26 protein-coding genes and 1 pseudogene are annotated in these 23100 nt (G+C 51.4%); 12 read left to right on the top strand and 15 right to left on the bottom strand.

Annotated features, from left to right (window positions below; translation table 11 throughout):
• Positions 1-72 precede the first annotated feature (72 nt).
• The 3 genes from HBUT_RS05180 (at position 73) to HBUT_RS05170 (ending at position 2543) form a co-directional block, all read left to right on the top strand.
• Positions 73-648, top strand: coding sequence for a hypothetical protein (locus tag HBUT_RS05180; RefSeq protein WP_011822156.1), 576 nt, complete (start codon positions 73-75; stop codon positions 646-648).
• A 2-nt stretch (positions 649-650) separates the two neighbouring features.
• On the top strand, positions 651-1133 hold the full coding sequence (locus HBUT_RS05175) for a ribbon-helix-helix domain-containing protein (RefSeq protein WP_011822155.1): 483 nt from the start codon (positions 651-653) through the stop codon (positions 1131-1133).
• A gap of 90 nt (positions 1134-1223) precedes the next feature.
• A complete protein-coding gene (locus tag HBUT_RS05170) occupies positions 1224-2543 on the top strand; it encodes a hypothetical protein (RefSeq protein WP_011822154.1) in 1320 nt (439 codons plus the stop codon).
• Between the two features lie 78 nt (positions 2544-2621).
• Here HBUT_RS05170 and HBUT_RS08950 read toward each other — a convergent pair whose 3' ends face one another.
• Together HBUT_RS08950 and HBUT_RS05160 are read right to left on the bottom strand one after the other, a co-directional pair.
• Positions 2622-3410, bottom strand: coding sequence for a DUF432 domain-containing protein (locus HBUT_RS08950; RefSeq protein ID WP_011822153.1), 789 nt, complete (start codon positions 3408-3410; stop codon positions 2622-2624).
• Between the two features lie 90 nt (positions 3411-3500).
• Positions 3501-3758: an Lrp/AsnC ligand binding domain-containing protein gene (locus HBUT_RS05160; RefSeq protein WP_011822152.1), complete on the bottom strand. Its 258-nt coding sequence runs from the start codon at positions 3756-3758 to the stop codon at positions 3501-3503.
• A 212-nt stretch (positions 3759-3970) separates the two neighbouring features.
• Between HBUT_RS05160 and HBUT_RS05155 the strand changes: the two genes are divergently transcribed.
• The gene (locus HBUT_RS05155) at positions 3971-4282 is read left to right on the top strand and encodes a helix-turn-helix domain-containing protein (protein ID WP_011822151.1); all 312 of its coding nucleotides are present in this window, start codon (positions 3971-3973) and stop codon (positions 4280-4282) included.
• Here the strand turns inward: HBUT_RS05155 and pyk are convergent.
• The 5 genes and pseudogenes from pyk to HBUT_RS05135 all read right to left on the bottom strand — a co-directional run.
• Positions 4275-5675 (bottom strand): pyruvate kinase, encoded by a 1401-nt coding sequence (gene pyk / locus HBUT_RS05150; protein WP_011822150.1) that lies wholly within the window; start codon positions 5673-5675, stop codon positions 4275-4277. The two genes, HBUT_RS05155 and pyk, sit on opposite strands and share 8 nt — an antisense overlap.
• Before the next feature lie 64 nt (positions 5676-5739).
• Positions 5740-6252 (bottom strand): ribosomal protein S18-alanine N-acetyltransferase, encoded by a 513-nt coding sequence (rimI, locus tag HBUT_RS05145; protein WP_011822149.1) that lies wholly within the window; start codon positions 6250-6252, stop codon positions 5740-5742.
• A gap of 185 nt (positions 6253-6437) precedes the next feature.
• The gene (locus HBUT_RS05140; RefSeq protein ID WP_011822148.1) at positions 6438-7406 is read right to left on the bottom strand and encodes a 2-oxoacid:ferredoxin oxidoreductase subunit beta; all 969 of its coding nucleotides are present in this window, start codon (positions 7404-7406) and stop codon (positions 6438-6440) included.
• Positions 7396-7707: a hypothetical protein gene (locus HBUT_RS09830; protein ID WP_267195220.1), complete on the bottom strand. Its 312-nt coding sequence runs from the start codon at positions 7705-7707 to the stop codon at positions 7396-7398. The genes HBUT_RS05140 and HBUT_RS09830 overlap by 11 nt, the downstream gene beginning before the upstream one ends.
• A 192-nt stretch (positions 7708-7899) precedes the next feature.
• A pseudogene (locus HBUT_RS05135) lies at positions 7900-9245 on the bottom strand (2-oxoacid:acceptor oxidoreductase family protein); the annotation flags it as partial.
• A 256-nt stretch (positions 9246-9501) separates the two neighbouring features.
• Between HBUT_RS05135 and HBUT_RS05130 the strand changes: the two are divergent.
• From HBUT_RS05130 to HBUT_RS05120, 3 genes are all read left to right on the top strand, one after another.
• Entirely contained in the window at positions 9502-10071 is a 570-nt protein-coding gene (locus tag HBUT_RS05130; protein ID WP_011822147.1) for an ATP:cob(I)alamin adenosyltransferase, read from the top strand.
• 217 nt (positions 10072-10288) lie between these two features.
• Positions 10289-10876: a metallophosphoesterase family protein gene (locus HBUT_RS05125; protein ID WP_011822146.1), complete on the top strand. Its 588-nt coding sequence runs from the start codon at positions 10289-10291 to the stop codon at positions 10874-10876.
• Between the two features lie 6 nt (positions 10877-10882).
• Entirely contained in the window at positions 10883-11425 is a 543-nt protein-coding gene (locus tag HBUT_RS05120) for a hypothetical protein (protein ID WP_011822145.1), read from the top strand.
• 16 nt (positions 11426-11441) lie between these two features.
• Here HBUT_RS05120 and HBUT_RS05115 read toward each other — a convergent pair whose 3' ends face one another.
• The 4 genes from HBUT_RS05115 to HBUT_RS05100 all read right to left on the bottom strand — a co-directional run bounded on the left by HBUT_RS05115 (position 11442) and on the right by HBUT_RS05100 (position 16856).
• The gene (locus HBUT_RS05115) at positions 11442-12785 is read right to left on the bottom strand and encodes an MgtC/SapB family protein (RefSeq protein WP_011822144.1); all 1344 of its coding nucleotides are present in this window, start codon (positions 12783-12785) and stop codon (positions 11442-11444) included.
• Between the two features lie 170 nt (positions 12786-12955).
• Positions 12956-13219, bottom strand: coding sequence for an AlbA family DNA/RNA-binding protein (locus tag HBUT_RS05110; protein ID WP_228546795.1), 264 nt, complete (start codon positions 13217-13219; stop codon positions 12956-12958).
• A gap of 90 nt (positions 13220-13309) precedes the next feature.
• On the bottom strand, positions 13310-13822 hold the full coding sequence (locus tag HBUT_RS05105; protein WP_011822142.1) for a hypothetical protein: 513 nt from the start codon (positions 13820-13822) through the stop codon (positions 13310-13312).
• A gap of 175 nt (positions 13823-13997) precedes the next feature.
• Positions 13998-16856 carry a DEAD/DEAH box helicase gene (locus tag HBUT_RS05100; protein ID WP_194840465.1) on the bottom strand — a complete coding sequence of 953 codons (2859 nt, stop codon included), beginning with the start codon at positions 16854-16856 and terminating at the stop codon, positions 13998-14000.
• A 177-nt stretch (positions 16857-17033) separates the two neighbouring features.
• Between HBUT_RS05100 and HBUT_RS05095 the strand changes: the two genes are divergently transcribed.
• Entirely contained in the window at positions 17034-17270 is a 237-nt protein-coding gene (locus tag HBUT_RS05095; RefSeq protein WP_011822140.1) for a hypothetical protein, read from the top strand.
• On the opposite strand, the gene HBUT_RS05090 is transcribed toward HBUT_RS05095, so the two are convergent.
• Entirely contained in the window at positions 17267-17482 is a 216-nt protein-coding gene (locus HBUT_RS05090) for a hypothetical protein (protein ID WP_048061482.1), read from the bottom strand. The genes HBUT_RS05095 and HBUT_RS05090 overlap by 4 nt on opposite strands.
• A 97-nt stretch (positions 17483-17579) precedes the next feature.
• Here HBUT_RS05090 and HBUT_RS05085 point away from each other — a divergent pair, with 97 nt between their 5' ends.
• Positions 17580-17804, top strand: a complete 225-nt coding sequence (locus HBUT_RS05085) for a hypothetical protein (protein WP_048061481.1) — start codon at positions 17580-17582, stop codon at positions 17802-17804.
• Positions 17764-18168: a hypothetical protein gene (locus HBUT_RS09535; RefSeq protein WP_011822137.1), complete on the top strand. Its 405-nt coding sequence runs from the start codon at positions 17764-17766 to the stop codon at positions 18166-18168. The genes HBUT_RS05085 and HBUT_RS09535 overlap by 41 nt, the downstream gene beginning before the upstream one ends.
• Here HBUT_RS09535 and HBUT_RS05080 read toward each other — a convergent pair.
• The gene (locus tag HBUT_RS05080) at positions 18101-18643 is read right to left on the bottom strand and encodes an HIT family protein (RefSeq protein WP_048061799.1); all 543 of its coding nucleotides are present in this window, start codon (positions 18641-18643) and stop codon (positions 18101-18103) included. The genes HBUT_RS09535 and HBUT_RS05080 overlap by 68 nt on opposite strands.
• 54 nt (positions 18644-18697) lie before the next feature.
• Positions 18698-19426, bottom strand: coding sequence for an A24 family peptidase C-terminal domain-containing protein (locus HBUT_RS05075; protein ID WP_011822135.1), 729 nt, complete (start codon positions 19424-19426; stop codon positions 18698-18700).
• 30 nt (positions 19427-19456) lie between these two features.
• On the opposite strand from HBUT_RS05075, the gene HBUT_RS05070 reads away from it, so the two are divergent.
• Complete coding sequence (locus HBUT_RS05070; protein ID WP_011822134.1) at positions 19457-19897, top strand: hypothetical protein; 441 nt, start codon at positions 19457-19459, stop codon at positions 19895-19897.
• Positions 19898-19906: 9 nt separating this feature from the next.
• Here HBUT_RS05070 and radA read toward each other — a convergent pair whose 3' ends face one another.
• Positions 19907-20878 carry a DNA repair and recombination protein RadA gene (gene radA, locus HBUT_RS05065; protein WP_011822133.1) on the bottom strand — a complete coding sequence of 324 codons (972 nt, stop codon included), beginning with the start codon at positions 20876-20878 and terminating at the stop codon, positions 19907-19909.
• A 176-nt stretch (positions 20879-21054) separates the two neighbouring features.
• Between radA and HBUT_RS05060 the strand changes: the two genes are divergently transcribed.
• Positions 21055-22932, top strand: coding sequence for a threonine--tRNA ligase (locus HBUT_RS05060; RefSeq protein ID WP_011822132.1), 1878 nt, complete (start codon positions 21055-21057; stop codon positions 22930-22932).
• Positions 22933-23100 lie beyond the last annotated feature (168 nt).

Raw genomic sequence — 23100 nt, 5'->3', positions numbered from 1 at the left:
GGAACCTCTTATCATGGACCGGGTCTGAGTAGTGTATGGGCGTGACGGTTGAGCGGCTAGGGTGGGTTGTGAGTGCCGAAGGGGTCTAGGAGGCTTATACCAGTGAGTGAACGGCTTGTTGAAGAGCTTACACCTATTGCTAGGAGAGCTGGTATGAGTGTTCCAGAGCTAGTTGAGACTATTCTGAGCCAGGCTGTCCGTATCCTCCGGAGCCGCGATGATGTTGCCTCGGTGCTATCTGATAGCGCCGTACTTGCAGACGTGGCACGGCTGGGTATGGCTCCGGTGCCATTGGAGGCTCTTGCTCGAGTCCTGGAGAGGGCAGAGGATGATGCAGTAGAGGAGTTCACCTCTAGCGTTGCGAGACTTGCCAGCCTTGTTGCTGCATCTACCCGCGCTAGGGGCCTCGACGATAATTTCGCTTTGGCGATGGTTCTGAGGGCTCTGCTGCCAGGCATGGCTGTGGACATAGTTGACGAGGGTAAATCGGGAAAAATTGTTGTTGCATCGCCTGTACTATCTGGGAGTCGTATAAGGAGGTTTGTACATGCCATTGTCTCTGGCGTAGTAGAGGGTTTCGGCCTAGCCGTCAATGGTGGTGATGAGTCTCCAGGCCTCGTGGTTGTAAGGTTTAAGGCGGCTGGTTAGCCTTGCCCCGGCGTAAAAGCATTATGCTCGACGAGGAGCATGCAAGGATTCTCCAGGAGCTAGCCACCCGCTACGGCGTCACCATATCAGGATACGTTAGGAGCCTCGTGGAGGCGGCTGCAGAGGCTGAGGAAAGGGGGTTCCACGCACCCAGCCTCATAAGGCGTGCATTGTTATTCGAGGCTCTCGCCCGACTTGGCGCCGTACCGGTGCCCCGCACCCTCCTCGGGGCCGGAACCAGGGAGGCTAGGGTTGAGGGCGAGCGCCTGGGAGCCGCGCTAAGGGAGCTTGGGCTTGACGTTTCAGAGCTGATATCCCTCATAACCGACCGTCTAGGCTTAGGCATCGTTGATTATAACCGCGTCCTCATCTTCCGCGGTAGCAAAGACCCCCTAGTAGGCTACGTCGTGGGGCTCGCCTCGGGCTATGGACTTCGGGTTGTCGAGAGGGAGAAGGTTATCGTGATAGAGCTAGGCCACGAATAGCCCACTGGGACGCCTCCAGCCAATAGTTACGACTTAGTCCCCATCCCAGCCGTGCCTGGAAGAGGCCCCCTTACTGGGTGTAATAGAGGCTTGCAGCTGAAGGGTGTTGGAGGCGTAGTATCAGCGCTTATAGTCGCGCTCATATCTACGCTCTCGCTTACGCTAATAGCTGCATACGTGGTCTCCGCTACCAAGACTACCGTGAGAGCTGCCGTGCACGCCGCCGCTGCAGCAGTACCGCCACGCATGGAGCTAGTTCCCCTCTCAGATGAATGCATCAACAATGTGCTCCCAGTAAGGCTTACCATAAAACCCATAGCTATGGGCCACAAGGCCTCTGAGGTCATAGCCTACAGCGTAGCAAGCCGCAGGCCTATCGCTAGGGCCCCCGTAGTGAATAATACCGCCCTGCTGGAGCTGCCATGCAATGAGCCGGTCGTAATACTTGTCCGTGGGGAGTCTCTTTGGCTTTACAGTTACGAGATTGACCCGACCAAAGCAGGGCTCTGTCTTAGCGGCAGGATCGTACGCGCCACCGAACTCTTGGAGCCACAACTCTGCCTAAACCTCACATCCATATATTCAAACATGACAAATTGTAGTTGGTACCTGGACCCAGTGGTCTACAATATAACGAGTGATCCAGAAGCCTACCGGGGCTACATACCCGGGGGGAAGCTCAACACTCTACTAGCTGCAGCATACTACGACGCCTACAACAGCGGCACAATAGACGGAGACGAGTACAACATATGCGCCAGCGGCCTCATATACAATAACCCTACAGGCTGGGCAACACCAAAGCCCCTCACAATGCTGGAGCGCCTCGGAGTAAACACTACACCCCTCACCAACGCTTGCAACAGATACTGGTGGTTCAAATACTATCTCGTAGACGATATAGTGTACATCCCAGGCCTAGGAGCCGTGGTGACAATATACTATACTCTCAAGTCCAAGCTGCTCGCATGGCTAGTATTCCCCAACGGCACATGGATAGAGCTAGGCCAAGCAGAGAAATACAGTATCCTCAAAGTAAATACGACAATTGACGATGTAACACTATCAATACACTACGCCTACAATAATATGGAGGATCGAAGCCTCCCCTACCGCCTCCTAGTTTTACGAGCACGACTACTCAACGGTATAGTGCTATACTATGAGAGAAACGACAGAGTATTTGTACAGTTCAACATTACTGCGCCACCAGACAAAATCCTAGTAGTAATGGGGTACACCCAGAACCCATACCTCACTGATGCAGGCATCGCCAACATACGCACAGACCCCCCACTACCGGTAGTAGCTACAAGCATAGCACTCATAGGCGACGACAATACATACTTTGTGGACTACAGCATTGGCGTAGTGCTTCAAGGCTATATCTACAAGCCATGTAGTAGCTAGTCCCAGCAGCCCCTTCCTCGAACCGGACCTACAATCCTCAGAAGCTACTTTACCTCCAGGCCTCGGCGACACAATGCCTTATGGTGCCCTGGCTAGGACTGGCTCTACTCTTTTTACCAGACCCCACCATGCTGAGTTGCCTCTCGAATCCGTTATAGACCGTGAGCCATTACGTAGCTTGGGGAGCGGATAAGCCCTACCCCATGTACGCCGACTATGCTTCTGGGTTTTGCAAGCAGCGGCGCCCTCCGTAGCCCCCGGCTGGGCGGCTTGTCGGAAACGCTTACTATGGCTGGAAAAATAGCTTGTAGCCACCACACGGATCTCAGGATAGTAAACAGCGCCTTGTTCATCAAAGTAGACTGGCGCGTGTAGCGCCGGGAAGACAACCCGCGTAACCTCAACTGCTTGCAACCCCTGGTTGACGATCACGACGCGTGCAAGGCCACGGCACTGCTCGGTTACGGGCTCCATGAGCGGTTGCGCACGAACATACCTTGCAAGTAGTCCACGGTTGGGCGGTCCATATAGCGCATACTTTCCCCTGCCTGTCGACGGGAACGCATCAACTACTCTTGCAGGATCCTCCTCGGAGCCCGCGACAACAACGACGTCGAAGTCTATGTGGACCCAAAAGTTGGTAGAAGCACCCTTGTCGACTACTATCGGCTCCTCAAACCTGACCATAACATAGCTGGTTACATGTTCCGGATAATAAACCGGTGGCTGCGGATACACGTGAAGACCCTCACATGGTACTAGCTTTTGGACGGCACCGCTAGGCCTACGATACCTACAGATGCCCCTGGACAGCTCTTCAACAACTAGTTGCTGGCCGCAAAAGCTATGGATGCCCGGGCCAAGCAATCCCCAACCCAACAGTAAGTCCCCGGAGAATAAATGCGAGCTAGCCACCGGGAAAAAGGAGGATACACGATTGTCACGGAATCTCCATGCCTACTCGGCAGCTATGAGGGTGACGGTCCTCATTATACTCGGTATACTCCTAATCATAGTAACAGCCTTGTCTATCTTTTTGAGATTATCAGCTACGATTTTTACCGCAACATCGTACTCACCATAGACTACATAGGCCTCGACCTCAACGCCAACCTGCCTCGCTATATCCTTGATCTTCTCTACAACCTCGTACTCCTTACCGATCTCGGTTACACAAAGCACAAAGGCTACAACCCTTCCCTCCCCAACAGCCACGACATACGCACCCCATGCACTGCATAGGGCTGCTCATGTGGCTTGCTCAGTCAACTCTCTATACGTTCTCGCTAGAGGTTTTTAGTGTTATCCTTCACACGCTGAAAAGCCAGGTTACGCCCACGAAACCGGGCCCCGCATATCGGTACAGGACGCGTGGAACCGAATGCTGAAAAACCCTTTTTGCAGTCCCAGGCTTTGTGGGACAAGCCTTGCCCTCCGTTAACGACTGCCTTGACATAGTCGAGAAGCTCTACAAGGACGGCGTACCGGTCAAAGAGATTGCTAAGAGGTGCAACAATAGCATGAGCACTGTGTACAAGGCGCTAGAAAAGCTTGAAGCCATGGGCAGAATTAAAAGGAGGAAGGGTAGGTACCGGCAACATAGGAGGCTGACAGAGGAGGAGCTAGCACCAATACGCGAGCTATATCTCAAGGGCGCAACGGTCTATGAGATAGCTAGGCAGCTAGGCCGCCCGGAGTCAACGATATACTATGCACTGAAAAAGCTTGGACTCAAGTAAGCCCTTTAAAGACCCTTTTAACGACAATTACTTGCTTATGCTCTGTTTCACGGTAAGCCTCAACAATGACGTCGCCCTCCGATAGTAAACCCTCTTCGCTCAACACATCCTCGAGCTTAGCTAGGCCCTCCTCGTAACCTCCAGCCTCCACTATGCGGACATCAAGTCCCCACAGCACGGCTAGCCTACGTGCTCTCTGGGGGCTGCCTGTACCGATTACAACAGGCACCATCGGACGAGAAGCCGCTATCCATGGGGGTAGGCTGCCGGTTATACTATAGACGAGAATAAGAGCGGCCGAAAGCTTCTCCGCAGTCTCGACAATGCTTGCAGCGTATGCCCATCTCTTATCCTTGGGGGTATAACGTTCAATGTGTAGTACCTGTTCAGCTCGAGTAATAATCTTCCTTAACCAGCGGATAGCTTCAATTGGGTAGCGTCCAATAGCTGTCTCGCCGGTAAGCATAAGGCCATCCACACCTTGCCGCACCGCAACATACACGTCTGTAACCTCAGCCCTGGTTGGGACAGGGTTTTCGATCATCGATTCTAGAAGCTGTGTAGCGACTATGACGGGTTTACCTACACTTCTAGCTGCAGCTACGATACGCTCCTGGAGTACTGGAACCTCCTCAAGACCATACGTCATCCCTAGGTCTCCGCGCGCGACAACTACGAGATCTGCTGCACGAATGATGTCTTGTAGGTTCTCTACTGCCGACTTATTCTCTATCTTTACGGCTATACCCGCGTCACCGCCCTCCCGCAGAACGATGAGACGAAGCGCGTCAACGTCGTCACGAGTGCGAACATGGCTAAGAGCTATGTAGTCAAAGCCATTGTCAAGGGCGAACTTTACATGCTCGACATCCCGCTGGGAGAGTGTTGGGAGGCCCGGATCCTTACCTCTTATAGCTATAGCCTTTCTGGACGTTATAGTCGCTGGTGTTAATGCCTCAACAATAGCACTATATCCGGATACCTCGAGAACCCTAAGCCTAACCCTACCGTCATCCATGACTATTAAGTCGCCTTCATCGAGAACCTCGTAGACCCTCCTTACGGGCAGCGGTATGATCTTCGTATCTCCGCCTTCGCTCTCCTCAACACATCTAAACTCAGCCCTGTCTCCCGCGTTAAGCTTAATCGGATTCTTCACCCTTCCAAGCCTGATTGAAGGACCCACCAAGTCACCTATAAGGGCTAGCGGCCTCCCAGTCTTGCGTTCAGCCTCTCTAACATACTCAGCCCATTCACGCCAAAGACTCGGCTCACCATGGGCGAAGTTTATGCGGAAGCCGCTAACACCAAGCTCTGCAAGCCTGAGTATGACCTCGGGAGAGCCGGATGAAGGGCCTATAGAGGCTATAATCTTTACCCTCAAGTGTTGCATGACACTCAATCCGTGAAGATTTACAGTCGGGTTAGAACTTATAAACATGGGGTGCTAGATGGGGCTAGAGTTCGCGAGCCATGAGGTATGCGTCTTCGCCGTCAAGATAGTACATGTGTAGCACCTTCACCTTCTTAAAACCAAGCTTCTCGTAGAGCCTTATAGCCGGGTTATTCGAGACCCTAACCTCGAGGTAGACCTCTTTACAGCCATACCTTGTCTTCAAAGCCTCCATAGCAGCCTCCATAAGGGCCCTGCCTATACCACGTCTACGATACCCCTCAAGCACAGCTATCGAGACGATATGGCCCTTCTTGACTATGAGCCCTTTAGCAACAAACGGAGGCCCATACTCCACACGGGTCATGACGTAGCCTACAACCTCTCCGTCAACCTCTGCTACGAAGAACGCTTCGCCCCACTTCTCGAGATGCTCGCGCCAAAACCACTCGGGGTAATGTTCTGGCAATGTAACCTTGTTTATCATTATAACCTTCGGCAGATCCTCAGGTCTGGCACGTCTAACAATAAACCCTAAGCCCTGCCGCTTACTCGTAACCTCAGTCTCAGCCTCCAAGGGTAGCTGCGCCCCCCGGCATACCGAGGACTCATGGGTGGCTCTAGGAGGAGCCCCATATGCTTACTGGGATTCCGGGTAGAGGGGCTAAAGGGTTTCCACATGGTATCTCTGCAGCACACGCCAATAAAACAAAACTATGGTTAGAGAGGACACGACATACAGCCCACTATAGTGATAAAAAGCTAGCCTTGCTGCTTGCCGCGCTTCCGCACCCTAACTATGGACTGTGCAAATATCTTCTTGAAGGCCTCTGTCGATACTATGGGCCTGCCCTCACCGTCAGCTATGGATTGTAGTGCTGGCGGGTTTTCGAGATACTCCTTGCCCAGTCTCTCCGCTAGACGGTCCTCAAAGCTTGGCACCAGCGGGTTCTGGTAGAACACGCCTATGGGTATCCGGTCACCCCACTCCATCGCTTTGAGGAATGCCCTTGCCTTCTTCTCAGCCTCCTCCTCGGGACTTCTAACCACTGGATCCCAGGACGGGTCATCCTCAAGCTTGTATAGTGCCTTGCGATAGAACTGTACCGTGTAAACATCGTTGTAGGTTACACATGGCTGTAGCACATCGATAAACGCTGCTCCGCGATGCCTTATAGCCTTCTTAATCATCTCCTTCAAATGCTGTATATCCATGGCATAGGATCGTGCTACAAATGTATAGCCTGCAGCTAGTGCTAGCGCTATTGGGTTAAGCATGTCCTGTATGTTCGGCTTTAGCAACGCCTTGGTCTTAATACCGCGCGGCAGTGTCGGTGATGCCTGACCCTTAGTAAGGCCATAGACCTGGTTGTTATGCATTATGACGGTTATATCTATGTTCCTTCTACCCAGGGCTACAAAGTGGCCAGCACCAATACCGATGAGGTCACCGTCGCCACCGTGCACTATTACTGTTAGCTTTGGGTTTGCAAGCTTTATACCAGTAGCGAATGGTATTGCTCTACCATGAAGCGTGTGAAACCCATTAGCATTTATATAGTGTGGCGTCTTGCCAGAGCATCCAATACCAGATACTATCACGGTCTTCCTCGGGTCAAGCTCTAGCTCCGCCAGGGCTTGTGTTAGCGCTGTAACTATACCATAATTGCCGCAGCCTGGGCACCAGTCTATCCAGAGGCTAGTCCGGTACTCCTCTGGCCTACGCGCCATACTTCAACACCACCCTCTCACTCTTCCCACTAACAACATCCCTTACAGCCTGGACAAGCTCGTGAACATAGATCGGGCGACCGGTAAACTTGACTATACGCTTGCGAATAACATGCCCAGTATTCATAGCTATAACTTTGCCTGCGAGGCCATGGTAGCTGTGCTCAACTAGGATCGCGTTGTCGGCGCCTATGCTGCTAAGCAGCTTCGACACATACCTTGACGGAAATGGCTGGAAGTACCTTATGTGCAGGTAGGACACCCGTAGCCCTTCCCGCCGCAGAATATCCACGGTCTCCATAGCAGTGCCCTTAACTGAGCCCCAGCCGACAAGCAGGTAGTCAGCATCCTCGCCACCGTAGAGTATTGCTCTCTCACCATCCTCCGGTATCTCCCTATCCATCAGCTCGAGCCTGGCATTACGTCTAGTCTCCATCGCTATCCTTAGCTCGGGATCCTCAGTTATGTGGCCCTCCTCGTTGTGTTCGTCGCTAGTATACCACATTACTGCACCACCGAAGGGCACCCTTGTCGAGATTAGGCCCTCACTAAGGTTGAACCTCTTGTACCCATTACCTTCCCAGCAGAACACAAGCTTTCCACGGTCTATACGCAGCTTTTCTATCTGTGGCACAGGTACTACCGCAACATTGTTTGCTATGAACTTGTCGAGAAGGTGTATGACCGGCACCTGGTACTTCTCGGCTAGGTTGAATGCTTTCAACGTGTCATAGAATGCTTCAAGGTGATCGCCGGACGCTATTACGATCCTTGGAAACTCGCCGTGCCCAGCGAATAGGGCATCCATGAGATCGCTCTGCGAGCCTCTGGTAGGCATACCCGTCGACGGACCGCCACGCTGGTAGAACGTAATCACTACAGGTGCCTCGCACATGCCGGCACAAGAGAGCCCCTCGGCCATAAGGTCAAAACCGGGTCCGCTAGTAGCTGTTGAGGCTCTTACACCGGTTAGTGCTGCACCAATAGCTGCTGCTATTGCCGCTATCTCATCCTCGGTCTGGAATACCACTATTGTTCCGAGCTTCTTTGACCCGTCGTCCAGCACCTCATAGTTCTCGAGGAAGAAGCTCTCATCCTGAGCAGGAGTTATTGGGTAGTAGGACTGAAAACGTACGCCACTAACAACCTTTGCCATTGCTACTATTTCGTTACCGCTAACTATCAGCAGCTCGTCATAGGGTAGCCTGCTCTCCTCGAGCTCAAATATCCTGCCAACGAGGGCCTCAACTACCTCCTTAGCCCTCGAGACTATGTACATGTTAGGCTCGACTATGTGCTCTCTTCCCCGAAACCTCTTCATAAAGCCTTCACGAATAGCTTCAAGGTCAAGACCGGTTAGCGCAGCTACAGCACCCGCAAGTATGGAGTTTGTAAACCTCTGCAGCATTCTTCTCGGCACGCCAAACTTCTCTGCAAGCTCGCCCGTAAGCTGCCTATAGTCTATGCCCACTGTCTTTACACCACGGTTCTCGAGGAGCTTAACTACATCGCCTACCGTGTGACCTACACCTAGACTGTCAAGGTATTTTATCAGCCTCTCCTTTCTAGCCGAGTCCATGGAGACTATGGTCTCTAGCTCCACGTTCTCAGTGTTCTTGTCGTAGATGAATACACCCCCTGCTTAACGTCCTCGAAATGCGTAAACACTGTTTCAGCATCGATAGCCGCTACAATATCTATCGGGTAGGTGAGAGCTCTGGGTATGTCCCGGGATGAAATCCTCATAATTATGTAACTATGCCTGCCAATAATGTTTGAGTGGTACTCCCTCTCAGAGAGAACACCGTAGCCCGCAACGGTAAACGCCGTTGTCAACACATATGCTGTAGTCTCTATGCCCAAGCCTTGAGGACCACCTATTAACAAGTTAACCTCGCTTAGAGGCAAGCCGAGCTACACCTTCATCGAAAGTTGGCCGTTACTTCCATGTACCAACGCAGCCAAACATCCCTTTAAACATATTGAAAACCGTTAGATACTAAGTGTTAAATAGTTGCAAAACCTCTGGCACCAAATAACAGCGATGTACCCTAAACCCCGTAAAACCACCGTGTAGGCCAATGCTTTAACGGCGGTGGTTGTGCCAGTAGAGCAAAGACTAGGGCTAAAACTCTCCACCGGCCTCGGTGATAGCGGCTACACATTCGTACCCTGCGCTGGCTGGGTTCCCAAGTCTCACCCTTGTGTAGAATTTGTCGGCACCCTCGACGAGGCTGAAGCAGCTATAGGACTGGCAATGAGCATTCTAGAGTGGCTCGACAAGAGGAATAGACACATAGCCATCATACTAAAGAAGGTTCAGCAACTACTCTTCCGTATAGGCTTCACCATTAATGGCCGCACCTGTCTAGGCCCCGAAGACCTCAAGTGGGTTGAAAGCCTGGTGGAGAAGCTCTCCCAGAACCTTGAGCCAACGTTCAAACTGAATGGGGGCCACCCAGCAGCTGCTGCCGTATCACTTGCAAGGGCTGTTACAAGGCGGGCTGAGAGAGCATTCTGGCGCTGTGTATGGGAGGTAGGGCTCCCGCAGGGCCAAGTGGAGCTTCCAGCCCGTCTCCTCAATAGGCTCAGCGATCTGCTCTACCTGCTCCAACACGAGATAAACAAGAACCACGGAATGGAAATAGATGAGGTTACCTGCTAGGGCCTCGGGGGCCGGCGTGCCGGTCAACGGCTGGCCTCCCCATACCCGCTACCATAGTGCTTCATCGGCCCCACTCCTCCCCCGGAGTTGGAGGCTGCGGGCAGCAGCTATAATAGCTGTTGTAGCCGGGTATGTAGGAGAGTGGCGGCCCCGTGAGGAGCGATGGGCGGACCTGAACACTTGGATGTAGACGCATTGTAGCGCCGAGGGCCCGTATATGCGGATAATAGCTGTACGCGGCCTTGATAGAGCAAGCTGGAAGAGTATCTTCAGGGATTGCGACGTTCTGCTGATTCTCGGCGATGTGGGCTCTGCGAGGGTTCTCGAAGAGGCTGCGGCTCTGTGTAAGGTTGTCGTAGGAGTAGCTGGGAGAAGCGATGACCATCATATTGCAAGAGTTATAGACTCGATTGGTTACCTCGTAGAGGGCCACCTGGCGTACATTGACGGGCTCTACTTTGGCGGTATCGGTGGGAGAGAGCCCGTAGCCAATATCTACTCGCTTTTAAGAGAGCTAGGGGAGGTTAAGCCCAGAAGCTTCATACTTGCAACCTACTACCCACCATACATGGTTATGGATTATTCTACGCTGCCGGGAGCAAGGAGGGGACTCCTTGAGCTCCACAAGCTCTACCAGTACAAGCCCCTAGCGGTGGTTATTGGGGAATGCATGTGTCCCGGCACATTCTACATTGACGGAATACTGCATGTTTGCCCCGGCTCTCTGGCTACAAGGCCAAGCTGCTACAGCGTTATAGAGGCTAGCAGCGGCATAGTAACCGCAAGGGTTGCTTGTGAGGTGTAGAGGGGTTTGCAGCCCGGGCTCGGCGTAGGTGACCTCTTCAGGCTGGCACTGGCATCGGGAAGGGAGGATGTTAGGAGGCAGCTCATCGAAACAGTGCTGGAGTCGCTTGACGAGGCCTTTGAAGCGATAGCTCAGAGGGTAGGAGGCGACGCTGTGCCTGACACTGTCATCGCTCGGACAGCCGTGGAGCCCGTGCTAGCAGCGATAGCCTATTCCAGGGTTAAAGGTGCACGCAGGATCAGGGTTATTGCGTCCTCTGAGCCCGTAGAGGGGTGGGGGCCTCTTAACACACTCCTCGAAGTCCTTGCCGCGGAGAGGATTGTAGATGTATACCGTGTACCCCTACAGCCGAGTACAAGGCTACACGTTAAGGAGGTTGTAAGGAGAGTAGCGAGAATTACACGCGGCTTCTCGGCACGCGTAGTCGATGTAACCGATGCGCCAGCATATGCTGTTGCAGGCCTATACTCTGCCGGCGTCCGCGTACTAACCGTTCTAGTTGATGCGGGGTACGCAGCATTGTTCCAGAAGTTTAGCTTCACATTATAGCCAATATCCCGATGAGCTAGAGTAGCAGGGTTATGAGTAGCCCTGGAACCATAAGGACTGCTTGCAGTAGCGTTGCCCCCCCAACCTTTGCTAGTACCTCTCGGCTCTTCCAGCCAGCTATGTAGACGTAGACGGGCTTGTTTAAGACACCCATGACAACGGCTATGAGGACCAGTGCCGGGAGTAGTGCCGGATCAATACCATCTACGGAGAAGAGCGCAATTATTGTCGCCCCGCTTGAAACGAAGCCGCCAGCAGCAGCTACCGATATTAAGCCGAGGATACCAGTTCTGCGGACAACATTGGCCGTAAAGGCTATAGCTACATAGAGAAGCGTCATTCTAGCTGCAGTGCTTAAACGCAGCGGGTTCTCTATGCGTAGAGACTCGATCCCCGCTATGCGCTGGGGCGCCCTGCGCCAGGAAAGTACTGCAGGCAATAGTGCTAGGGCTGTAGAAGCTAGAAGAGGGACTAGTATTACGACCTCATAATCTACATAACCCGACACATAGGTCATCACTGCTGCTATAACCGTGTTCCTTAGTATCATAGCTGTATTCGACAATACTGTAACATCAAATGCTAGCAGCCTCCGAAGCGTTTGATCAAGTATTGAAAGCAAGCCTACAAGGGTAGCCTCACTGTTAGCTAGGCCACCAAAGAAGGCTGTATACGCTATCCCTTCGCCACCCTTAAGCCGAGCCATAACATAGCCCAGATAGGACGTCGCCAGTACCAGTGCGAAGAAGAGGTAGAGGCTGCGAAGACTAACACCATAGAATGACGCTGGGAGCCCGAGGAAGAATGGACCAACAACTATCAGTATAACACCAAGCTCCAATGCCCAGAGGAATTCCTCGTACCTTATGCGGCCCACTATACGCTCCGCCGGCAGCTTTATAGCCAGCATGAATGTTGAGAGGACGGCTACGCTCACAGCTACTAGTATAAGACCTAGACCTGCTAGGAGACCTATGCCGAAGTCTACTAACAATACGATTATCGTGGTTATACCAGTAGACCTCATTACTAGGAGCCTATGTGTAGCAAAGACGGCAACAATAATGCCAAATACGCCTAGTAGAACAGCTGTCTGTGCCGAATCTATGTAGCCACCACTCCATAGTATCCCAAGTATTGAGCCGAAAACCGCTACAAGACTGAAGGTCCTAAGCCCAGGAACCTCCTTAATAACTATCTCCTCAACATCCGTCCTCCTCCTACTCCTTAACGCTACAGTCCTAGCCTTCTCACGCTCAATACCAACCAGCATACCCGCGAAAAGTGCAACAACTATACGCGCAAGCAGCCCCACCTGCTCGTTCCAAGCCACGCTCGGTATTGCAGCCTCACCAGCCAAGGCAGGACGCCTCGCCGAGAAGTTAGCCAACAATTTAGTCTTCTCTAGCACTAGCTAGCTGAGGATATGGAGTTATATGTGTGTGGCGGAGAGGCAACTAGAGGCGTAGCTAGGTCGTCCAGGAGTATAGAGTGAAGCTTGGAAGAAGTCTTGGTGGCCCTAGCACATCTTTAAACTATCTTTCTTCGAACCTTTATCTCTATAACTGGTACGAGTCTCCTACCACGCTCAACACTATCGATCTTAACATCTACAAGCTCTATACCATCTTGAAGCCTATTTGCTAATGCATTATACACATCAACCGCCTTGCTCACATTGTTGCCCTGACCCTTAATGATTACTTCATCATAGCCCTCGTTGAACAAAAGTATCGCTGCGAGAACGTAGTCTGTGACAGGCTTCTTACCAATAACGACAACATTCTCCTCCACAGCCAAGCCCTACACCTCCCCCTTCCGCGCTGCCTATCTCGCATAAAGTGCTTTAAAACATACGCTTCAAGCAACACCTAACAAAACCTTCTAGGCCAGCCCCAGAGTTCTAAGCAGCTCCCCGAAACACCGTCTAGCGCTGGATACGAGTTCGACTAGACCCTCTATCTGGGAGAAACTACAGAGTGCTGGGGGAAGAGCTGCTGGATCCACACTGCTAGCCCACCTACAGTACTTTAGCAATATCTCTCTACCCCTTGCCTCACCGAAAACCGCGTCATCCCTGCACCGCGTGTAGAAGAGAATTCTGCCGCCATAGGCTATGTAGCGTACCCCGATGCTACGCAGCTTCTTGACATCTATCTTTGTACGGAGGGAAGCCTTAACCTCTATTGAGGCGGAGGAGGCATAGTCCCTGAGGAGCTTCTCGAGGAAGGGTGCCTCAGAAGCCCTAGCACGTATGACGACGCGGCGTGTCTCCTCGTTGAAGTCCACAAGTTCTAGTGAGGGATGTGACATCTCCACAAGGCTTATCAGCTGTGGCAATGACTTTTGCGGCTTTAAACTCAGCGTCACGGTTAGGTACGTATAGAGCCTGGCCAAGACGCTGCCACCACTCCAGCAACCCTGCTAAGGGTCAGCCGGGGATAACATCCTCATAGCACTTGCTCGGGAGACGAGAGTTCATCACGCCCAGCCGTAAAGGTGTTGGGGGCTCTGAAACACGGACCCTCATCATGAGTTCAGGCGCGTGGCGGTCTTCATCGCCCATATGGTGTTATATCAGCGGGTTGCTCATCTGCATTTTCTGTATGAATGCTATAGCGTTGAGTACTAGATATGGCACTATCTCTCTCGGCACTTGCTGGTACCTAGGCGCTTGCCCCTCATAGTAACCGGTTAGCGGTACAACCTTCACCTCGTGAATCTCATGGAATGGTATTTGTTCTAGGAGCTTCTCGGGGTTCCTCACGAACTCTGCTACGCGGACTATGGCATGTATCAGTGTTCCATTCTCACTCTTAACGAGCACCAGGTATAGCCCATCCTGTTGTAACGGCGTGAACGATGACGAGAACTCCTCTGAAACAGCTATGCCCGCTGCATCCCTTACTAGGCCCCATCTAATCTCGCCAGTATCAACATCTATGAAGTAGAATACACGGTTATCAGCGCCAGGCTTGCCGAGGTCTCGTAGCTTGGATTCAACTATCTCTGGCGGCACACCTATAGCATCTGCAAGCTCTTCAACCGTAAACGCCATGCCTTCTAGCGTCTCTGCTATCAACTCTCCGACATCGCCTACCCAGGGTTTCTCGGGAACCTCTTCAACTACACTCCTGGCATACATGCTGGTTCTACTCTGGTTGAAAACGATCTTTATCCTGCCCTCACGTATACCTTGTATTAGCTCCCATGCAGCTTCGGGGTCAAAGTAATTTTGAAGCGTCTGCCTTGCAATCTCCTCAAAGGCCACGCCATCACTCCTTTTTATCTTCCTAGTTACGCCGAATACGAGCTGTATATTGTGTGCTTCCTCCGCAAAGTATGGTGACCGCGTAACTGCCTCCCTTAGCCTTTCTTCGAACTCTTCGCGTGTAAGGCTAACCAAGAATTTTAGCGGATTAAACGCTATTGAGTGAGAGGGTACCGCAAAGCCGTAGTGGTTAAGTTTCACGTATACATCGCTACTAGACCGGTAGGCCTCAAGCATTACCAAGTAGGCAAGAGTCCTTACCACACGCTCCGGTGCTAACACGACATAGACGTCCTCGTCTGCAAGCTTCTCAACGATTACCTTATTCCTCGCCGGGGCTGGGTAGCGGTACTTCCGCACCTCGCCTATGATACCGTTTAGTACTGCTGCAGCAGACTCAGTGAGCTTGACTGAAGATGGGATGTTGAGCTGACCACGATGCGTTTCTTGTATGACCTTCTCGAGCTCGGCTATGACGAGCCTCGATAGTTCTGGCCCCTTACCCTTCCAGAATGGTATAGCTGTTATAGACTGCTCTGTCTCAGCTACGACCACCTTTCCATTGTGCTCGTCTATTCCTATAACCTGCCAGTTCCTACCGCCAAGCCTTATAACGTGGCCTACACGTAGAACCTTTACAACAAAATCTGTGTCAAGCTCACCTACAACCCTGCCGTCAACTGTTCGGACGGTGTAGGCGCGCCGTTCACCTATAGTCGTGAAGAACTGTGAGAAGTTTTGCACCCACCAGCTATACTTGCTATCACCAGCGTCGAATCTCCATATCTTGTAGAACTGTGGGCCGCACGACACTTTCCCGTCGTTGTTAATCTTTATCATTTTTGCATTCTTGAGATAGTCTATGAGTTCGTCAAACTCACTCCTAGTTAGGCCCCGGAAGTAGTAGACCTTGGATAGTATATCGTACATGTCATTTACTGTATATTCGCCGGATAACGCCATGCCGAGTATAGCTCTAGCAACCATATCGAGAGGTTTAACTGGAAGCTCTGGCACCTCAACTTTACCCTTAGCTGCTAGTCTAGCCTCCGCTATTGCCTCGAGGAGTTCCAGCGGATCCGTAGCTAGGACTATCCCGCTTATCTTGCCAGCTATCGTGTGGCCGCTCCTGCCGAGCCTCTGTAGGAGGGAGGATACACTGCCAGCTGGACGGAAGAGTATGACCTTCCTAATACTACCTATGTCGATGCCTAGCTCTAGAGTCTTCGTTGCTATTATCATGTTTAGCTTTCCTTCCTTCGCCATCTTCTCTATGCGGCGCCTCTCCTCTCCATGTATTGAGGCATGGTGAACAACTACTCCTTCAACACCCATCCTCTCTATTTCGCCGTGAAGCTTCTCGGCAGCATGCTTAGAGTTCACGAACACAAGTGTTAAGGGCTCCATGTGCTTTACAAGCTTTTCTGCAGCTGCTCTCCAGAATTTAGTGCTCGGCGCCTCTACATAGTCCACAACTATCTCTATTGGCTTCCGCTTTTCGACCGAGACAACGGTTAATGGTCTGCGGGAGCTACCGGTAAATGCTCGTGCTGCTATCGTTGGCTCACCTATAGTAGCAGATATCATTATGAGCTGGAAGTCGCCAGCTATGCGGCGGAACCTTTCGAGTAGAACTGCTAGCTGTACGCCTCGTTTATTGGAAACTATCTCGTGGACCTCGTCAACTATAACCCAGCGGAGGTTGCGGTAATACTGCCGGAACTTTGGCGCCCAGTCAAGATCTATCTCTAGGCTCTCGGGCGTTGTGACTAGGATGTGTGGTGCATGACGTAGCCTCCGAGTGCGCTCCGAGTGCGGCACATCACCATGCTTTCGAGCCACTATGAAACCAAAGCGTGATGCCCACCAGCTTATGCGTTCATAGATGTCATTTATTAGTGCACGCAGCGGGGTGATGTAGAGGAGTGCTACAGGCTCAACCCTCTCCTCAAGCATCCTTGAGAGTATGGGTAGTAGTGCAGCCTCTGTTTTCCCGTAACCAGTGGGCGCTACAATGAATACATTATGACCCTCCAGTATTGGCTTAATCGCTTTCTCCTGGATCTCAGTCAGCTCTCTCCAGCCACGGAGCCGTATTAGCTCCCGTACCTTCTCGTGGAGTAGCGACATAGCACCCTCGAACTCTAGCCTGCTTTGCATATACACCCTCTCCTCGCTCATTACCCTTGCCTTCCGGGAGACTACCCTAACACCAGCAGGCTGCTCGGGCTGGTAGGTTGCCTCCTCAAAGTCTAGGATGCAGCCCTAGAGAGTGGTTGTGTTGCTGCGATAGGGTTTAATATAATTATGCGTCAAGCCCTACTACGGCGCTGAGCAATGGCGGTGAAGAAGTATACTTGTGTTGTATGCGGTAGGGTTTTCCCGGAGGGGCAAGGCATAATCATTAGGAGGGCTAACGTGGAATTAACCTTTCATAGTAAGTCGTGCCTGGCGAGGTTCTTTAGATTGTTCGTGGAGAGACTCGACGAGAGAGAGTTTAGGAGGGCAGCTATGGATGTTGTAAAGGAGTTCGAGGAGCTAAGAAAGGCTCGGGCTCCATCAAAGAAGATTTAACTGGCCGTCTTCTGCTCAGTTTGTGCAGCTATGTAGCGGAGAAGGGCATCTAGTTGTATCTCCCTAACCATCCGCCTGGCTTTCTCGCGCGCCTCCTCAACGTTGTTTGCTGAGACGTTTAGGAATATTGATGTGCCTTTTAGCTGGAATCTGTACCTCTTCTCGCCGAGGAGTTCATATTCTTCAACAAGTACTAGCTCGTAGTCCCCCATAGCTACACCCTTCTCCTGGAAGGGTTCTACGGCACGTGCGTCCGCAATATAGCGTTTTTCCCGCACTACTGCTGTCTTGGGGTTTGGTGTAACTGGGTTGGGCCGGGAGGACGTGGCCAGAGCTATAATCGAGGTCTTGAAAGAGGCTAGAGGCCCACTAACCTTTGACGAGATATTTGAGGGTGTTAGCTCGAGGCTTGCTGGGTCTGCCAGGAAGTTTGAGATAAGAGAAATTTTGAGCAGCCTCGTTAGAGAGAATATAGTTGTTAGGGAGCCAGACTATGAGAGAAAGCGCATGGTCTACAGGCTTAGGGAAGGCTAGCCAACAAGCAATAGAACTCGTTAGAAGGGCTATAAAACTACTAGCCCAGATCGAGGACGACTTACTAGCTATAGAGTCCAGCCTATTCTCCCGAAGACTTGAGAACGACTTGGCTGAGCTTGCGCGTGTACTGGAGATGCTTGTTGACGCTGGGTTTGATGCTGCTGTAGCATATGCTGAGAAGGCTAAGCTTCTCGCTAGGTACGCTGCAGCTGTTAGGAACCGTATGGAAGCGCTGCATAGCATGCGCGGCCTCTCAAGGGTTAGGGACGAGATCATGGGTCATATAGGTGAGATTAGGCTTTATCTTGATGGTGTTGAGAAGGGTCTTTCCAGCTCTCTAGCTCGTGGGCTGCACGGTTAAAGGCCGGCTTGAGCATTTTGTATGATTCCTTCACATCTTGTGATACCACTTTTACGCCTGCTATTATTGGCATGAAGTTTGTATCGCCGTTCCAGCGTGGAACAATGTGTATGTGTACATGCTTGTCTACACCGGCGCCTGCTACACGGCCAATGTTTATGCCTATGTTGAACCCGTGGGGCCGATATACCTCCCTTATGGCTTTTATGGATAGTTTGACTAGTCTTGCCATCTCTAGCAGTTCTTCGTCGGATAGGTCTTCTATGTTTGCCACATGCCTATAGGGTACTACCATTACGTGACCCGTGTTGTAGGGGTAGAGGTTCATTATTACGTAGCTATGTTTTCCACGGTATAGTATGAGGCTTTCATCGTCTGGTTTTCGTGGCGCTTCGCAGAAGATGCAGACCTGCTTCTCGGCTTCAACCGTCGATTTTATGTACTTGAATCTCCATGGGGCAAACAATACAGGCATTAGCGGCTCAGACAATTCTGCTGCACCCCTCCTCGGCTCTGCGGTTCAAAGCGTCTAGGCTGATACTAGTGCTAGTAGGGGTTTATCTCCGACTAGCAGGGCTATGAAGTAGGATGCCGCTAGTAGGGGGACCGCCGGCATGCCATATGTTGCCCATACCGTGTCCTCTTTGCGTATGCAGCCTCTCCTTATTGCCTCCCTAACCTCTCTTGCAACGTCCTCGGGGTTGTGGTATATGTTGAAAGTTATCTTGTAGCTACATAGTGATAGTGGATACCACCATTTCCGCTTGTTCTCCAGGAACTGCTTGGCTCGTATCGGCTGCGCGATTAGTAAGTAAGCTATCCTGTAGCGTAGAGGTATCTTTGCAAGCTTATCAGCATGTTTTACGATGTTTATGACTGCATTAGCTATCGCATAGAGGACCATTATGGCGACATAGTATATTGTTGCTAGGAGGAGCGGGGGTAGAAGCTCTATATTTCCCTCGGGAAGGGGAGATGCAGCTGCTATTATTGCTAGTGTGAAGACGTCACCCCAGCCGTGGAGCCCTAGTAGGGCTACAACAGCATATGATGACAGCAGCGCCAGATCTAATGCTATGTAAGCCCTAGCTGGTATTGGACCTACATAGTTTAGACTTGCAAGCATATACTCGGCTATGCGTACTAGTAGAGTTGCAGCTAGCCCTGCGTATACTATTTGCGGAGGCAGCTCGCGCTGCTTTATATCGTAGAGTGAGAGTATTGTTAGCACGACTAGAGCTGTTAAAGCAGCGTACACCTACTCCTCACCCTCCTAGGGGGCTCTTTGATGGCGAGTGATAGCTGTCTGGAAGCCGCCATTAATACCGTTTTGTCGAAGCTCGGTATTCATAGTAGCCGGCTTGGCGAAGTTACTGCCAGGCTTAGGCCGGTAAGGCTCCCCTACTCGAGCCGAGATGACAGACAGCTGAGACTCGTTATTACCAGTGCTTCGGCACACATAGAGGCTGGGGAGGGGACGTACAGCGTCATAGTATTTGAGCGCCAGGCTCTCCGCAGGATGCTATTCGTATGCGTTGCTAAGAGTATCAAGCTCGAAAGCGATGAGGAGCATGTACGCGACGAACTTAGCGGCCTCAAGCTACGTGTTAAAGTACCAGTTATAGTGCTTGACGATTGCATGATCAAGTTTCACTGGAAAAGATCGGTTGTAGAGCTAGATGAAGAAGCTATAGCAGCATGTAATAGTTGCATAGTGTGGAGGTGCTAGCTTAGCTCGCTAGTCCTCCGGGTCTGCTATGCCGTAGTCTGTTATCACGAACACTGCCTCGCCCTCTGGCAGATGCGGCGCGTCCACTATTCTTGCTATGCGCTTGTTACCCCTGCTCTTCCTAAGCTGCACCCTCACACCCGGCGCATGGTATAATACATGCCCACCTACAGCCTGGGTTGGATCGCCATAGAAGACGTCTGGCCTAGCCATAACCTGGTTCGTGATTACCACTGCTAGATCATAGACCTCTGCTAGCTTTGCAAGCTGGTGCAGGTGTCTGTTGAGCTTCTGCTGTCTAGCAGCAAGGTTCTCCCTGCCCGGGTATTCGGCTCTGAAGTGGCTAGTAACTGAGTCCACTATTACGAGCTTAATGTTCTCCTTGGGCACTATGTTAAACAGTTCGTCGACTATCGCCATCTGATGGTCACTATTTATGGCTCTTATGTAGAATATGTTCGACATAACCTCGTCGGGGTCTAGCCCCCATCTCTTCGCCATGTTTTCTAAGCGTTCCCACCGGAATGTTCCCTCAGTATCGATGTAGACAGCCTTAGCTACCCTGTCCTGCGTGCTTAGACCTCCCTTCTCAATGGGTAACTGCACGTTTACAGCTAGCTGGTGGCATATTTGTGTCTTTCCACTACCAAACTCGCCAAAGAACTCTGTTATTGTCTTGGTCTCTATTCCGCCGCCTAGTAGATCGTCAAGGTTTCTACTGCCAGTTGTTATCTTCCTGGTCTGCATACGCTCCTTCTTTACCTCGAGGGCTGTCTTGAATCTTATATCGAGAGCTTCACGTGCAGCCTTTATTATTCTCTGGGCAGCCGTTAGCGGTATGCCTGCTGCTGCGCTCAGCTCCTGTGGCGTCGCAACAGCTATAGCTTCTATGGTAGCATAGCCTGCTTCAATTAGCTTGTTAGCTGTAGCTGGACCTACGCCAGGAAGATCGGTTATCGACTTTATTTCTTGTTTAGCCATCCTACTATCCCGGGCATGAAGGTGTAGTAACACCTTTATATACTGCTCTTGACCCGGCCGAAACTATTCTCTTGACGGCCTTAGCTTAAAAGCACATGTCGACCCGCGAAACCCCTTAAATAATCCTCGCCGAGCTGTGATGTGCTGGGCTAATTGCTTGGCCTAGGTGTAGCGTTTTGAGAGTGCTACTAATACATGCTAAACGGTTCATCTACCGGACAAGGATGAAAGCTATACCTGAGGCAGAAGATATTAACGGCGTACAAGGAGAAGGCAGCTTCGAGAACGCCCTCGTCGTATTTACCACTGTTGAGAGCCGCGATACTAGCAACCCAAAGGAAGTCGTAGAGACTGCTGCCAAGGATATCGTTGAGATAGCCTCAAAGGTTGGAGCTAAGACGATAGTCGTGTACCCCTATGCCCATCTCTCACAAAAGCTTGCACCGCCTCATCAAGCCAAGAATATCTTAGCAATGCTCGAGTTGGAGATAAAGAAGCTGGCTAGCGACAAGTTTGAGGTTAGCAGGGCACCATTTGGCTGGTATAAGGAGTTTGAGCTGCACTGCCACGGTCACCCATTATCAGAGCTTTCAAGAAACTACGAGGCTAAGACCACGGCTAGGGTTGAGGTTAAGAAGAAGTACTACGTTCTAACCCCGGAGGGCGAAGTCTATAGTCCCGAAGAGTTCCTTGAGAAGGCTTCTCCAGAGTTTAGGGCTGTAATAGAGAAGGAGGCTCTCGGCAAGGAGATTGGCGGAGTTGAAAATCCAGTTAACAAGCTGTGCGCAAAATTCGGTTTTGAATGGGAGCCATTATCCGATTACGGACACATGCGCTACGAGCCACACGCTACACTAATGATAGAGGCTGTAGGCGAGTATGCATGGATACTTGCTAGAAGCCTCACAATCCCCGTGCTAAAGGTTAAGGGTACAAACATGTTCGACCTGGCAGAAAAGCCCGTCTATGAACATGCAGCACTCTTCGGCGACCGCCTCTATGAACTATGGGCTGATAAGAAACACCTCGTCATGAGATACGCGGCATGCCATCAACAGTTCTCTATGCTTAAAGACTATGTTCTCAGCTACCGGGACCTTCCGCTCGGAATGTTCGAGATTGCCGATAGCTACAGGCTCGAGCAGAGTGGAGAGGTTACACTCTGCTTTAGGCTACGCAGATTCTATATGCCCGACCTTCACATACTGGCTCGCAGCGTTGAAGAAGCGGTAAAGATTGCTGAGGAGCTGCAAAAGATTATACACCGGGAGGCTGAGAAGCTAGGCCAGACATACTACGCCGTATACAATGTAACCGAGGACTTCTGGGAGGAGAAACGCAACCTACTACTAGAACTCGTAAGGCGTGATGGGAAGCCTGCCTTGATAACAGTCTATCCGGCAGGCATATACTACTGGGTAGTTAACGTCGAGTATCACATTGTGGATTCTGCTGGCAGGCCCCGGGAGATAGCAACTTTCCAATTTGACGTCGGCAACGCGAAAAGGTTCGGAATAAGATATGTCGATGAGAATAACAAGGAGCATTACCCTGTGATAATACATACTGCACTCATAGGCTCCATTGAGAGATACATATACATGGTATTCGATGCCGCTGTAAAGATGGAGCGGCGCGGCCAGACACCCTACATACCAACATGGCTGGCACCAATACAAGTAAGGCTAATCCCGGTCAATCCGTCCTCAGAGCAACAGCTCAGCCATGCCGAGAAGGTTGCAAGTCTGCTGGAACGGCACCTTATAAGGGTCGATATTGATGATAGACAGTTAAGCCTGGGAAGGAGGATAAGGGATGCAGCTAGGGAGTGGATACCCTACATAGCGGTTATAGGCGACCGCGAGGTGGAAACCGGCACCGTCAACGTAACCATACGACGCACCAACGATAGGGTAGCGGTGAAGCCCGAGGAGCTGCTGGAAATGGTGCTAAAAGACCTTGAGGGATACCCGAGAGTACAGTCAACACTTCCACGCTACGTATCCAAGAGGCCCACGCTAGTATACCTTGAGAAGGAGGTTGCGCTGGAGTAGATGTTTTTGGGCTCAGTACGCTGAAGGCATTTCATTGCAACTGCTCGTAACAGGGGTTCTTTCATCACAGCCAGCCCGGTATCATATTATACCCTCTCAATTCTATGTCTTTCGCGAAGAGTGTGCACCCAGACAGTCCTGTAGCGTAGAAGACTAGAAGATTGAAGC

It is taken from the genome of Hyperthermus butylicus DSM 5456 (assembly GCF_000015145.1).
Taxonomy (GTDB): Archaea; Thermoproteota; Thermoprotei_A; order Sulfolobales; family Pyrodictiaceae; genus Hyperthermus; species Hyperthermus butylicus.
This window is presented reverse-complemented; position numbering and strand designations above follow the sequence as displayed.

Excerpts from the sequence above, each read along its gene's own strand:
- HBUT_RS05100 (WP_194840465.1), bottom strand. The coding sequence starts at position 16,856 with ATGCAAAGCAGGCTAGAGTTCGAGGGTGCTATGTCGCTACTCCACGAG.
- HBUT_RS05140 (WP_011822148.1), bottom strand. The coding sequence starts at position 7,406 with ATGGCGCGTAGGCCAGAGGAGTACCGGACTAGCCTCTGGATAGACTGG.
- HBUT_RS05125 (WP_011822146.1), top strand. The coding sequence starts at position 10,289 with ATGCGGATAATAGCTGTACGCGGCCTTGATAGAGCAAGCTGGAAGAGT.
- HBUT_RS05070 (WP_011822134.1), top strand. The coding sequence starts at position 19,457 with ATGGCGAGTGATAGCTGTCTGGAAGCCGCCATTAATACCGTTTTGTCG.
- HBUT_RS05080 (WP_048061799.1), bottom strand. The coding sequence starts at position 18,643 with ATGCCTGTATTGTTTGCCCCATGGAGATTCAAGTACATAAAATCGACG.
- HBUT_RS05090 (WP_048061482.1), bottom strand. The coding sequence starts at position 17,482 with ATGGGGGACTACGAGCTAGTACTTGTTGAAGAATATGAACTCCTCGGC.
- radA (WP_011822133.1), bottom strand. The coding sequence starts at position 20,878 with ATGGCTAAACAAGAAATAAAGTCGATAACCGATCTTCCTGGCGTAGGT.
- HBUT_RS05095 (WP_011822140.1), top strand. The coding sequence starts at position 17,034 with ATGGCGGTGAAGAAGTATACTTGTGTTGTATGCGGTAGGGTTTTCCCG.
- HBUT_RS09830 (WP_267195220.1), bottom strand. The coding sequence starts at position 7,707 with ATGGAGACCGTGGATATTCTGCGGCGGGAAGGGCTACGGGTGTCCTAC.
- pyk (WP_011822150.1), bottom strand. The coding sequence starts at position 5,675 with ATGCAACACTTGAGGGTAAAGATTATAGCCTCTATAGGCCCTTCATCC.
- HBUT_RS09535 (WP_011822137.1), top strand. The coding sequence starts at position 17,764 with ATGAGAGAAAGCGCATGGTCTACAGGCTTAGGGAAGGCTAGCCAACAA.